At 64.8% G+C, this 12,998-nt stretch carries 13 protein-coding genes; 2 read left to right on the forward strand and 11 right to left on the reverse strand.

Annotation, left to right across the window (positions count from 1 at the left end; all coding sequences use genetic code 11):
* Positions 1-65 precede the first annotated feature (65 nt).
* Complete coding sequence (locus tag P0D96_RS43240; RefSeq protein WP_132377612.1) at positions 66-860, forward strand: DeoR/GlpR family DNA-binding transcription regulator; 795 nt, start codon at positions 66-68, stop codon at positions 858-860.
* Positions 857-2,023 (forward strand): MFS transporter, encoded by a 1,167-nt coding sequence (locus P0D96_RS43245; protein WP_408182794.1) that lies wholly within the window; start codon positions 857-859, stop codon positions 2,021-2,023. Before P0D96_RS43240 ends, P0D96_RS43245 begins: the two co-directional genes overlap by 4 nt.
* Before the next feature lie 7 nt (positions 2,024-2,030).
* On the opposite strand, the gene P0D96_RS43250 is transcribed toward P0D96_RS43245, so the two are convergent.
* The 11 genes from P0D96_RS43250 to P0D96_RS43300 are packed head-to-tail and all read right to left on the reverse strand — an operon-like array spanning position 2,031 to position 12,879.
* A complete protein-coding gene (locus P0D96_RS43250) occupies positions 2,031-2,744 on the reverse strand; it encodes a methyltransferase family protein (RefSeq protein ID WP_408320083.1) in 714 nt (237 codons plus the stop codon).
* Positions 2,745-2,751: 7 nt separating this feature from the next.
* Complete coding sequence (locus P0D96_RS43255; protein ID WP_132377615.1) at positions 2,752-4,095, reverse strand: vWA domain-containing protein; 1,344 nt, start codon at positions 4,093-4,095, stop codon at positions 2,752-2,754.
* A gap of 50 nt (positions 4,096-4,145) precedes the next feature.
* Positions 4,146-4,775: a TadE/TadG family type IV pilus assembly protein gene (locus P0D96_RS43260; RefSeq protein WP_132377616.1), complete on the reverse strand. Its 630-nt coding sequence runs from the start codon at positions 4,773-4,775 to the stop codon at positions 4,146-4,148.
* Position 4,776: 1 nt separating this feature from the next.
* Positions 4,777-5,307, reverse strand: coding sequence for a TadE/TadG family type IV pilus assembly protein (locus P0D96_RS43265; protein WP_408320086.1), 531 nt, complete (start codon positions 5,305-5,307; stop codon positions 4,777-4,779).
* Positions 5,304-6,170, reverse strand: coding sequence for a sterol desaturase family protein (locus tag P0D96_RS43270; protein WP_408320088.1), 867 nt, complete (start codon positions 6,168-6,170; stop codon positions 5,304-5,306). Before P0D96_RS43270 ends, P0D96_RS43265 begins: the two co-directional genes overlap by 4 nt.
* Positions 6,171-6,196: 26 nt before the next feature.
* Positions 6,197-7,153: a type II secretion system F family protein gene (locus P0D96_RS43275; protein WP_408320090.1), complete on the reverse strand. Its 957-nt coding sequence runs from the start codon at positions 7,151-7,153 to the stop codon at positions 6,197-6,199.
* A 44-nt stretch (positions 7,154-7,197) separates the two neighbouring features.
* Positions 7,198-8,175 (reverse strand): type II secretion system F family protein, encoded by a 978-nt coding sequence (locus P0D96_RS43280; RefSeq protein ID WP_408320092.1) that lies wholly within the window; start codon positions 8,173-8,175, stop codon positions 7,198-7,200.
* Between the two features lie 27 nt (positions 8,176-8,202).
* Positions 8,203-9,585 carry a TadA family conjugal transfer-associated ATPase gene (locus tag P0D96_RS43285; protein ID WP_408320094.1) on the reverse strand — a complete coding sequence of 461 codons (1,383 nt, stop codon included), beginning with the start codon at positions 9,583-9,585 and terminating at the stop codon, positions 8,203-8,205.
* A gap of 54 nt (positions 9,586-9,639) precedes the next feature.
* Positions 9,640-10,842 carry a CpaE/TadZ family protein gene (locus P0D96_RS43290; RefSeq protein ID WP_408320096.1) on the reverse strand — a complete coding sequence of 401 codons (1,203 nt, stop codon included), beginning with the start codon at positions 10,840-10,842 and terminating at the stop codon, positions 9,640-9,642.
* A gap of 46 nt (positions 10,843-10,888) precedes the next feature.
* Positions 10,889-11,182, reverse strand: a complete 294-nt coding sequence (locus P0D96_RS43295) for a hypothetical protein (RefSeq protein WP_132377623.1) — start codon at positions 11,180-11,182, stop codon at positions 10,889-10,891.
* 23 nt (positions 11,183-11,205) lie between these two features.
* Positions 11,206-12,879, reverse strand: coding sequence for a type II and III secretion system protein family protein (locus tag P0D96_RS43300; RefSeq protein ID WP_408320098.1), 1,674 nt, complete (start codon positions 12,877-12,879; stop codon positions 11,206-11,208).
* Between the last annotated feature and the right edge of the window lie 119 nt (positions 12,880-12,998).

Here is a 12,998-nt window from a genome sequence, read left to right on the forward strand (position 1 = left end):
CTTTGAACGTTTACGCTACATTTTGCTCGATTATGATCGTTTCATAGACCGAGCAAGGTGAAGACATGCAACGAACGCGACAGGAAGCCATCGACGGGCTGCTGCCCGAGCAGCGCGAACAGCTGATTCTGGAGCGGCTGCGGGCGCACGGGCGCGTGCTGGCGTCGGCACTCGCGGCGGAACTCCAGACTTCGGAGCACACGGTGCGACGCCATCTGCGTGATCTCGCCGATCAGGGCCATTGCAAGCGCGTCTACGGCGGCGCCCTGCTGATCTCGCCGGCCGACAAACCCGCGTCGGTGCGCATGGGCGAAGCTGTGGATCGCAAGGCATGCCTCGCCGCCGCCGCGGTGTCGATCGTCCGCTCGAAGCAGATCATCCTGCTGGATGCGGGTTCGACGAACGTCGCGATTGCCGACGCGCTGCCCGACAACGCGGACCTGACCGTCGTGACGAATTCACCCGAGGCCGCCGCTCGTCTGCTGAACCGGCCGGGATTCGAGGTAATTCTCGTCGGCGGACGGATCGCGCGCGGCGCGGCGGGCTCGCTCGGCGCAACTGCCTTGCTGCAGATCCAGCAGATCCGCGCCGATCTCTGTTTCCTCGGCGCCTGCGCGCTCGATGCGGACGAAGGTGTCGCCGCCTTCGACGCCGAAGATGCCGAACTCAAACGGGCGATGCTCAAGGCAAGCGGCCAGATCGCCATCGCCATGACTTCGGAAAAGCTGATGACGGCGGCGCCGTTCTCGGTGGCGCCCGCTTCCGCCGTCGACTACCTGTTCGTCGAAGCCGACGTGAGCGCCGCGCGCCTCGCCAGCCTCGAAGCCGTCTGCGACAACGTGATGGTGGCCCGCTCATGACATCGTCCGCTGCTGCCCCTATCAAACCCGTCAAGGAGCGCATCGCGACCTTGGGCGTGTTTCTCGCCAACGGCTTCGGCATCGGCGCGTGGGCCGTCGAAGTCCCGCGCATCAAGGAAAGCCTGGCGCTGGGCGACGCCTCGCTCGGGATCGCGCTGTTCGCCTTCGCGCTCGGCGCCATTGTCGCGATGCCGCTGGCGGGACAACTGGCGCCGCGCTTCGGCAGTGGCCGCGCCACCGCGCTGCTCGGCGCGGCATTCGTCATCGCGCTGCCGCTACCCGCCCTGGCACCGGGCATGGCGGCGCTGTGCGTCGTGCTGTTTCTGCTCGGCGCGGCGAACGGCGCGCTCGACGTCTCCATGAACGGTCACGCCAGCACGATCGAAACGCAGTGGCACGCGCCGATCATGTCGTCGTTTCATGCGGCCTGGAGCGCGGGCGGCCTGCTCGGCGCCGCCACGGGCGCAATGCTGCAAAAAGGCGGTGCCGGCGTGATCGGCGGCCTGTTGATACCGGACCTGTTCATCGCTGTCCTGGTCGTCGCTGCCGCGGTGCTCGCGTTGCGTGATCTCGGTCCGAGAGCCGCTGCCGCGTCGAGCGGCCTGGCGTGGCCTTCGTCAGCCGTGATGAAGCTCGCGATGCTCGCGTTCCTTTGCATGCTGGTGGAAGGCGCGGTCGCCGACTGGAGCGCCGTGTATCTGCGCTCGGCATTGAACCGCGAAGCCAGCGTCGCCGCGATCGGCTACTCCGCGTTCGCCTTCTCGATGGCGGCGTGCCGCATCGTCGGCGATGTGTCCGTGCGCCGTTTCGGCTCGAGCAAGGTCGTTGCGCTGGGCGGTCTGATCGCGGTGGCCGGGCTTGCGCTCGTGCTGAGCTGGCCGACAGTCTTCACCGCTTGCGTGGGCTTCGCGATGGTCGGTGTCGGCCTCGCGAATATCGTTCCGGTGATTTTCAGCGCGGCGGGCCGCTCGACGCTCACGCCGGCGACCGGCGTGTCGATGGCCGCCACCTTCGGTTATGCGGGCTTCCTGGTCGGGCCGCCGTTGATCGGCCTCGGCGCGGGCCTGCTCGGCCTGCGCCTTGCGTTGTGCGTGCTCGTCATGGCGACGTTGGTCGTCTGCCTGGTCGGCGGCAAGGCGGTGCGCAGCGCACGGCTTGCTTAGAACACGCCTAGAACAGGCCCGGAATCACGCGGTAACGCACGCGGCCCTTGTAGGTACGATAGCCTTCGTCCGCCGAGAGAAGCTGCTCCTCGCGCACGATGCGCCCGACCTGCAACGCGAACTGACAACCGTACACCAGCAGGTTTTGCAGACCGAAGTTCACCAGCAGAAAACCGATGTCGGTGATGAAGTAACCGAGGTACATCGGATGCCGAACGAAGCGATAGGCGCCACGCGATACGACGCCGCGATTGGCCGGCAAGATGCCGAACGAGCGGCGCAGCGAGGCCTTGGCGAACAGCTGCCAGCAAATCCCCAAAAGTTGCAGGGCTGCGCCGATGGTCTCCGGCACGAGCTGCGCGCCGGGCGCGAGACGCACGGCGAGAAAGTAGTACGTACCGCCCATCGAGCAAATGAAGGCGAACGGCCGCCAGTCGCGTTTCATCGGCACCCGCGTGAAGAGCGACAAGCCCACCGTGAAGCAAGCGGCGACCACCAGCAATAACAGCGTGATCCGCGACGGCGCCGCGCGCCATTGCGTGATCGCAGCGTAGGCAAACAGACTCAGCATGAGCGCGGCGCCCGCCCGCGCAACCACCTCCACCAGCGCGTGGCGCAGGCCGACCGCGCTGCCCGAATCGGCGGACATGGTGCTCGATGCCGAAGCGCCTTGCGCGCTGACGGCGAGTGGCAGGTCTTGCAAAGGTGTCGTCGGGGTCATGGCACGCTCACTTGGAAATACGAAGGATTTGCGAAGCCAGTTGCGAAAAGCACGGCTTCAGATCGGCTGGCGTCGCGGCGTAGCAGTACACGCCGACGGGCTGTTTTGAGTTGTAGCAACGCGAGGGCGAATCGGCGGTGTTCGCCATGCACTTGAGCACGTCTTGGCCGATTTCGTTGTCCGGACCGGCGGGCTGCACCAGTTCGGGTCCGTAACCGAGCGTGAACACGTAGGTGCCTTCGGCGCGCGCCGCCGCGGCCATCGCTTCGAGCAGATTGCGCGACGCGCGGTTGACGTTCACATACGTGATGTCGCCGTTCGGCACGGCACGCGGCGCGGTCACGGGCCAGATCGGGAAGACCTGTTCGTTCTTGTCGTGTGCGTTGTACCAGTTCGGCATGGCCGTCACGAGCTTGGTCACGTTGCTCTGGTAGCACGGCGAACCGAGCTGCTGGCTGAGCGAATTCATGTTGTACAGCCCGGACATCGTGCCCGCGCTGTCCGGGCTCGCGATCGTGCCGGCGGTGTTGTTGCAACCGCTCTGATTGGTCGTGAAGAACGAGGAGAAACTGTTCGGCGCGCCGTCCGAGAAGAACACGATCACCCGCAAGCTGGACGGCTGCGTGATCACCGTATTCAACTGGTTGCGCGCGTTCCAGATCGCTTCGGCCGAATTGGTGCTGCCATTGAACGAGTATTTTTTGATGTCGGCGGTCATCGTCGCGCGATCGAAACCGCGCGTATTGCCTTTGAACGGCACGTCAACCACGGTGCCGTAAGCGAAGTGCATCAGCGCCACACGGTCGTTGGTCACATCGAAATTATTGAGGAAGGCCACCGCATTCGAGCGCACCGCGGCCGGGACGCCGGAAGTGTTCAGCGAGCCCGTGGTATCGATCACGAACGCCATATCCAACGTCTTGCGAATCGCCTGCGAGGACGAACTCACGTTTAGCACCTTGAATCCAAGTACCTTCGTGAAGCTGACCGGCACGCTCGCCTGCGCGGTCATGCCGATCGTCACCGTGCCGCCAGTGTTGAACACGATCGAGGGTGTGCCCGCCGTCACGCTGGAGCCGAGAAAACCCGCGGGATAGTTCGCCGCGAAAAAGGCCGTCGCCGCCTGCTGTGCGTTATTGGTCTGCTCCGTCTGGTTGCTGCCGCGCGTGACCGCCTCGCCGGCCGCGATCACCGCGCCGTCGGTGGCGGCATCCAGACGTGCCTTGATCATGTAGCCGAAACCGGAATCCACCGCGAGACCGAGGATGCCTAGCAACGCGATCAGCGACACCGCCACGATGATGCTGACCGATCCCCTCTGCCGTCTTCTGAACGCCGCTGTTGTTTTCATTACTACCCCCGGTCCTGCGTTTTTTTTATTTGGCTCGGCTGTTCGCCGGGTCAGAACACCGTCATTGCGTAGAGATTCGGCGAGAGCGCAGGTGTCGTGAAGCCGCCGCCGAGATCCAGCGAACCGATCAGTGGCGTCTGCAGATAGAACGCCTCGACCACGTAAGCGATCTGGCCGTCGGAGAGCTTGCCTTGCAGCAGGTTTACCACCGGCGACGTCTTCCCCGCGGCTGGAATGCCGCTGCAACTGCCGGTGCCGTCCGTCGCCCAGCGTGTGCCGGCGTTGCCGCAATTCCACAACTGGCTCGCCGGATAGTAGTTGCCGCCATTCCAGCGATACTGCGCGACCACCACGCCCGTGCAATTGTTGCCGCTGCTGTCGCAATTGTTGTTGCCCATGATCTCGGTGATGTAGATCATGCCGTTGGCGTTCATGTTTAGCGGCGGTGTGGTCGACGTGAGCGAGGACATGATGGTCTGCATCGGAAACGTGAGCGACGCGCGCGAAGACAGGCTCGCGCCTTCGCGGCTCACGTTGATCAGAATCATCTGTGCCTGGACGTTGCGCGCAATGTCATACACCGGCAGCGCGAGCGCCACCAGCATCGGCAGCAACAACGCCATTTCCACGCTGACGATGCCTTTGGACGCGCGGCGGCTTCGCAAGGAACGTGTACGCATGTCAGAAGCCCTCGTTGCGCATCGTCGCCGCGACGCTGAAGCTGAAATTGCCGTTGGCGAAGAACGGCTTGACCAGCGGCGTGAGAAGCGGCCAGATGCAGTTGATCTGCAACACCACGATATCGCCGGGATTACCGAACATGCCGGTGCTGTAACTCGTCTGCGTGTTGTAGGTCTGGCTCGCGCCGTTGATGGTGATCACGTAACTCGGCGAGACGAGCGAATAGAGACCCATCGAACTGTCCTTGATCTCCTGCACGACGGCCAGGTAACGCTGCTGGTTGGTCGCGTTCGGGTCGAGGTTGGTCTGCCCCGTTACCGAATAACGCGCGCCTTCCCTCACCGCGTATTGCATGGTCAGATTGACCCACAGCGCGACGCCGAGATCCATGGCGATGCACAGCAGCAGAAACAGCAGCGGCGCGACCAGCGCGAACTCGATCGTGGCGGCGCCGCGCTGCTTGCGTGCAGGTCCGCGCTTGCCCGCGCGCGCCACTGCGCTAAAGGTGGACTTCTCGCGAGCGGCTTTCATTTCGTCTCCTTGTCCAGCAGCGGCACCGGCTTGCCGCCGAGCCCCGTGCCGCGCTCGGCGTGCAGGCGCAGCGGCCAGCAGAATGCTTCCAGCAGCGAACGCGGTTGCGCGCCGTCGTCGAGACCGGTAGCCGGCCACTCCTCTCTGGCCGGCACCCACTGCGTGTCGAACAGGTGATCCCACAGCGGCAGCAGTTGCGTGAAGTTATGGTCGAAATGCTCAGTGCGGTTCGAATGATGCAGGCGGTGATATTGCGGATTGTTAACCCACGTGATGTAGCGACCGAGGTCCACGCGCAGGTTCAGATGCGCGAAATAATTGCCGAACATGAATACGATCGAAGTCAAACCGACAATCCACGGTTCGACCTTGAACAGCACGCCGACGAGCGGATAGAGCAGACAGCCCTTGATGAGCGATTCGACCCAGTGGTGCCGCCACGTGACCGTGACATTGAACTCGACCGCGCTATGGTGCAGCGAATGCAGCTTCCACAGCATGGGCCACGTGTGCTGCAGGCGGTGAAACGCGTATTCGAGCACGTCGATGGTCAACAGCACGATCACGAACGAGGCCAACGCGCCGAACCCGTGCGAGTTCAGGACCACCATGCCGCCGCCGAGCGCATTCACGATCGCAATGCTCGCCGCCGCAGTCAACGGCCTCATCGCTTCCACCATCGCCAGATACACGCCCGCGTAGGCCACGTTGAAACGCTGCCCGGCGCGCGATTGCAGCATCACGGCAGGCCAGCGCCGTTCCAGCGCCGCGCCCGCGGCCATCACCACCAGCCCGAGCGCGTACGCGCGCAGCCAGATGCTTGCGTGATTCATCAGATCAGGAAACGGGCTGGATGCAAACATGTGATTCCCCAGTGAATGCCTGGCGTTCAACCACCCGAGATGCCGTTGATGGCCGGGAACAGCTGACGCATGACCTGGATCGCTGACGGACCGACCAGCACAGCCAGCAGCGTTGGAAAAATAAAAAACATCAGCGGAAACAGGAGTTTCAAAGCGATCTTCGCAGCCTGCTCTTCCGCGCGCAAGCGCCGTTTGGTGCGCAAGTTGTCGGTATAAACACGGAGCGAGTCGCCCACGCTGGTGCCGAAGCGGTCAGCCTGAATCAGCATCGCGGCGAGCGTGTCGATATCTTCCACGCCGGTGCGCAACGACAGGTTGCGCAAGGCCTTGTCGCGGCCCGAGCCGGCACGCAGCTCCAGCAGCACCATGTCGAATTCATCTTTCAGCGTGTGGCTCTTCACGCCGATTTCCTGAGTGACGCGCATCATCGCCGCGTCGAGGCCGAGACCCGCTTCCACGCACACGGTCATCAGATCGAGCGCGTCGGGCAAATCTTCGAACAGCTTACGTTGACGGCTTTCCACGAGGCGCGTCATCACGAGGTTCGGCAGGTAGAAGCCGAGCGCCGACGCGGCCAGCACCGTCAGCAGCAGATAGATGCGCTGACCAGCTTCGAAGGCGTTGCCGAAACAGATCAGCGCGATGGCCGGCAGCGCGAGCGCCAGCACGGTCTTGGCGGCGAAATAGATCGCCGGCGCAGACGGTGTGCGGATGCCCGCATTCGCGAAGCGCAGACGCAGCGCCGATTTGTCCCAGTCCTCTTTCGGCAGCGACAGTTTGGCGACCCGCTCGGACATCTTCGTGACCGTCTCGACCCAGTTCTTCTGTGCGCCGGCGTCCCTTTCGCTGGCGACGTCGGGCTGCCCGAGTTCCTCGATGCGCCGTTGCACAGGATCGGGGCGCAGCAGTGACATCGCCTTCAGCGCCGCACCGAACACGATCAGGAACATCACCCCCAGCAGCACGATCTGTTCTATTTTCATGATCTGCGGGCAGGGCCCGCGCTCCTCGTGTCGAAAGCAGTGGTCTAGATATGGATGCGCACGACTTTGCGCATCCACAGGATGCCGAACAGCATCATCGTTATCGCCACGCCGGCGAGTTGCACGCCGGCCGGGTCCGTCCAGAACACACTGATGTAGCCCGGATTGAGCACCGTCAGCAGCCCAAGAATGGCGAACGGCAACACGCCGAGCACCCAGGCCGACAGGCGTCCTTCCGCCGACAACACGCGCACCTTGCCGAGCAGCTTGAGCCGCTCGCGAATGATGCCGGCGATGGAACCCAGAATCTCCGCCAGATTGCCACCCGCCTCACGCTGGATCAGCACGGCGATCACGAAGTAGCGCAGGTCCTCGACCGGCACGCGGCTCACCATGTTCAGGAGCGCGTCGTTCATCGAAACGCCGTAGTTGATCTCGTCGAACACCAGCGCGAATTCGCCGCCGAGCGGTTCGGGCAACTCCTCGCCGACCATGCCGAGCGCGGCGGGAAAGGAATGCCCGGCGCGCAGTGCGCGAGCGATCAAATCGGCCGCATCGGGCAACTGGCGCTCGAGTTGCAGCACGCGTTTGGTGCGGTTGCGGCGCAGAATCGTGGCCGGCAGCAGGCAGGCCACGACGGCGAGCACGCTCATGACCGGCGCTGGCACGTGCAACACGAAGCCGGCAAAAGCGCCCGCGAGTCCGCACAGCAACGTGTAAGTGATGAAGCGCGCCACCGACCACTTCAGCCCGGACTGCTGCAACTGCCGGTCGAGCGCATGCACACGCGGCATGCGCAGTAGCAGGTTCGTGACGAACGGCGACTCGCTCAGCATGCGCTGCTTGAGGATCGAGAGCTGTTGGCTGCTCACGTTGCCACCCGCGGAAAGCGCGCGAATGCGCTCGTCCATGCGTTTGACGTCCTTGCCGTGATGGCTGCTCCAGAACAGATAGACGGCCTCGATGGCCAGCACGACCGCGAGAAACGCGAGCACCGCAAAGCCGATAAACGACGTGTTCATGTCCCTCTCCTCAAACCCGTTGCGCGTTCATACTTCGAAACGCCGTGCCGGATCGAACATCTGGTCCGGCAGCACGATGCCGAAGCCCGCCAGCCGCTCGCAGAATTTCGGCCGCACGCCGCTCGCGCAAAAATAGCCTTTGATCATGCCGTTTTCGTCGACGCCGGTGCGCTTGAACGTGAAGATCTCCTGCATGTTGATGATGTCGCCTTCCATGCCGGTGATTTCCTGAATGCTCATCAGCTTGCGGCGCCCGTCGGTCAGACGCGAGGCCTGTACCACCACCGTGATCGCCGAAGCGATCTGCTGACGGATCGCCTTGATCGGCATCGGCAGACCCGCCATGCCGACCATGTTCTCGAGACGCGTGAGCGCGTCACGCGGCGTGTTCGCGTGCAGCGTCGCCATCGAGCCTTCGTGGCCGGTGTTCATGGCGTGCAGCATGTCGAGCGCTTCGGCGCCGCGCACTTCGCCGAGCACGATACGGTCGGGGCGCATCCGCAGCGCGTTGCGCACCAGCGAGCGCTGCGAGATTTCGCCCTTGCCTTCGATATTCGGCGGCCGTGTTTCGAGCCGCAGCACGTGCTGCTGGCGCATCTGCAATTCGGCCGCGTCTTCGATCGTCACGACCCGCTCGTCCTCGGGAATGAAGCCGGAGAGCAGATTGAGCAGCGTGGTTTTGCCGCTGCCCGTGCCGCCGGAAATCAGCACGTTCAGCTTCGACTTGATCAGCGCTTCGAGCAGTTGCGCCATCGCGGGCGTGAAGCTCTGGTTGTTCACCATGTCGGTGACCGTGAGCGGATTCACCGCGAAGCGGCGAATCGACACCAGCGGGCCGTCGATCGCGGACGGCGGAATGATCGCGTTGACACGCGAGCCGTCAGGCAGGCGCGCGTCGACCATCGGCGTGGATTCGTCGATCCGGCGGCCCACGCGCGAAACGATGCGCTCGATGATCTTCATCAGATGCGCGTCGTCGTAGAAGGTCACGTCAGTGTGTTCGAGGCGGCCGCGCCGTTCCACATACACGTGCTGCGACGTATTCACCAGAATGTCGGAGATGGTCGGGTCGTTGAGCAGCGGTTCGAGCGGGCCGAGGCCGACCATTTCGTCGTGCACGTCCTGGGCAAGACGGCGGCGCTCGAGTTCGTTCATCGGGATCTTGTCTTCATCGACGATCCGCTCCACCAGTTGCGCCAGTTCGCGCTTGATCTGCTCGGGCGACAAGCGTTGCAGCTTGTCGAGCTCCACCCGGTCGATAATCGCCTGATGAATGTTCATCTTGAGCTGCTGATACGCGCGCCGCGCCGCGAGACTGTCGGCGGCCGCGCCGGCTGCCGCCGTCGCGGGACTGGCGCTGTCGAACGACATCGTGCCGCTTTGGATCATCAACTGTTCGCGCAATGACATGGTGCTCTCCGCATTCTTTTCGATGGCAACCGGGCTTGATCGGATTCAGGCGGCTCAGTGTCCGGGCTTCAACTGCGGCGGCGAATTCGGCCGGCTGGCGAACAGACGCCCGAGCACGCTCTTGCGCTCCGCAACCGGCAACGGCCACAGCAACGCGGCCAGTTGCGAGATGCCCTGGGCGAGCGCGCCGCCCTTCGCGCCGGTGACGAGCGGCACGCCGTGGTTCAACGCCTCGGTGGCCTGCTTCTCATCGCGCGGCAAGTGATGCGCGACTTTCGCGCCGAACGTTTCTTCGAGCGTCGCAAGGTTGATGCGCGCATTCTTGTCGTACTGGTTGACGATCACTTTCACCTTGCTCGCCGGATAGCCGAGCTCCTTGAAAATGTCGAGCATGCGGCGGCCCGCATGCAGGTACAGAATGTTCTGCCGCACCACCATGCAGATCGAGTCGCTGTGATCGAGCGCGTGGATCGCGAGCGGATTGATGTTCTGGCCGACGTCGATCAGCACCGCGTCGTATTGCTCGCGCACCAGCGTAAGAATCCGTTCGAGATGCGCGGCGCGCAATTCGCCCGATTTGACCGGATCGCCCGCGCCGGCCAGCACGTCGAGATTCGCGTGCACGTGCATCACGCAAGATTCAAAGAAAGCGGCGTCGAGCCGGTCGATCTGCGAGCACAGGTCCGCGAGCGTGGCAGGCGGCGCTTTGTCGGCGACCAGCAGGCTCGCGTCGGCGAATTGCTGGTTCAGGTCGATCAACAGCACGCGCTTGTCGCGCAAGGCGGCCAGCGCGTAAGCGAGATTCACGGCGATCAGGGTGGTGCCGCTGCCGCCCTTGCAGGACGTGAACGACACCACGCGGCCGTCGCGGCGCACGCCGGCGTGTTTCTTCGCCGAGACGTGGGCGAGCGCGTCGGCGATCTCGCGGTCGTCGAGCGGCCACGACAGCACGTGCCGCACGCCGACGCGCATCGCCGCCATGAGCAGCGTGGTCGACGGCGCCGGGGTCACCAGCATGCAATGCAGGTGCGGGAGGTGGGACAGCACCTCCTCGACGCCGCTCAGATCACGCGGCGTCAGGTCGGCGTCGTCGACGATCAGCAGATCGGCGCTCTTGATCGCCGCGGCGTGCACGCGCAACTGCTTCGCGGTACCGTGCAGCGTACGCAGACGAAACGCGATGCCGCTTGCCTCGAGACGCGCCGCGATCTGCGGCGCGCGCTCGGCGCTGGACGAAATCAGAAGGGTGTCGATCATGGTAAGTCTCCGCTGGCGCTAAACCGAGCCGCCTGGTTGTGTCGCTTCAATACCCGTTCGATGAGCCGACGCCGATCGTAAAGGCATTGGTCGGCGGGGGCGGCGCGGTGAACGATTTGGCGTAGCTCTTCTGCGCCGCGGCGGCCGCCGTGCCGTCGATACCCGCAACCGGATCGTTATTGGCCGAGGCATTGGGATTGAGCGTCTGCATTTCCTTGATCTGGTTGACCGAGTCGCCGAACGTCGCGTCCCAGTGCGGCGTCGAGCTCAGGCAGCCGGCGAGCGCGGCGCTCAAGCCGGCGCACAGCGCCGTGCGGATCAGTGTCTTGGTGTTTGTCATGTCGATCTCCGGTAGGCCGCGCGTTACTGCGAGGCGTGTGAGTCGCTGGTTTCCGGCGCGGCCGGGATCACAGCCACGGACGCAGCCGCGCTCGGTGCGGGTGCGGGAACCGGCACGGGTGCCGGCGCCGGTGCCGCTGCAGGTGCCGAAGCCCCCGCAGCCGGCGCGGCGCGCTTCTCGCCTTCCATGTGGCCGGTCAGGTACACGTTCGCTTCGCTGGCGTCGCCGAAGTGGTCGGTCGGCAGCGGATAGTGCTCCGGCAGCGGTTTGGCGAGACGCGGCGTCACGACGAACACCAGTTCGGTCTTGTCCTGCTCGTAGCTGGTGCTGCGGAACAGCGCGCCGAGCACGGGCAATTCCGCGGCGCCGGGCAAGCCCTTGATCGTGCCGGTCACGTTGCTCTTCAGCAGGCCGCCGATCGCGAAGCTCTGGCCGTCGAACACCTGCAGCGTGGTGGAGGCGCGCCGCGTCGTGATCAGCGGCAGGATCGAGGTCGTGTTCGAGTTGCCGGCACTGACCACCACGCCGGTGGACGACAGTTCGGACACTTCCGGCGCCACCTTCAGGTTGATGCGGCCGCCTTCGAGCACGGTCGGCGTGAAGGTCAGGCCGACGCCGTACTGTTCTTCCTGCAGCACGATGGTCGTGCCGCCCGCGCCGTTGCTTTGCGGCACCGGAATATAGACTTTGCCGCCCGCGAGGAAACTCGCTTCCTGGCCGCTGATCGCGATCAGGTTCGGCTCGGCGAGGATCTTCACGAGCTGATCGGTTTTCTGCGCGTCGATGGCCATCTTGAGCGGCGAGTTGTTCGCTTTCGATGCGGTCAGCGCGCTGAGTCCGCCCGACAGGTAATTGGCCAGCAAGCCGAAGCTCCAGCTGCCGATGCCGCCGTTGATGTTGGCCGCCATACCGAGCTGGTCGATCAGCGTCTTCGAGACTTCGGCGACCTTCACTTCGAGCATGACCTGCTGCGGCGCGGCCACATGCATCATGTTGATGATGCGTTCGCCGCCCGCGCTGCCGAGCGACGGCGCCGGCATGCCCATCGCGCGCGGCGCGGCGCCGACCGGCAAGGGGCCGTTGCCCATCGGCGCGGCGCCTTGCAAGGCGGTGGTGGGACGGGACACGAAGGCGCGCGCCAGTTCGAGCACGCGTTCGGCCTTGACCGCATCGGTGACCGTGCCGGTCAGCACCAGCGTATCGGCGGCGGCCTTCACCTGAATGCCGGTTTCCTCGGGCATCAGCGCGGCGAGAGTTTGTTGCAGCCCGCCCGGGTCCGCGCCGACGCTCACGTCGATGATCGTGCAGGAGCCGCTGCGGCCTTGCACGATCATGTTGGTGGTGCCGACGTCGGACCCGAGCAGATAAAGTGTTTGCGGGGAAACGAGCATGGCCTGCACGACCGACGGATTGCCGACGGTCCGGCTCTTCACCGGTTCGCGCACATCGACCATCGCGGATTTGCCGACCGGGATCGTCACCGAGCTATGTTCTGCGACCGGGCCGCTGCAATTCGGTCCGCGGCTGCCTTGCTGCGCGCCGCCTGACGAAGCGCCCGCGCCCATGCCGCTCGCGGCGATGGTCAGACGCACCGAACCATTCGACGCCAACGTGAGCGGCACGTCCGGCAGGCCCGGCACGCCCGCGGCGGCGTTCTGGCCGGCCGCTTGCGCCACCGGCAGCATCGTCAGGTACATGCCCAGCAGCAAACAGGTGCAGGCTTCGGCGATCCGCGTGCGGCCGCGGGGGGGGGGGGGGGGGGGGGGGGGGCCCCCCCCCGCCGGCGCGGGGGGGGGGGGGGGGGGGGGGGCCGGGG

This window comes from Paraburkholderia sp. RL17-347-BIC-D, from assembly GCF_046027915.1.
GTDB lineage: Bacteria > Pseudomonadota > Gammaproteobacteria > Burkholderiales > Burkholderiaceae > Paraburkholderia.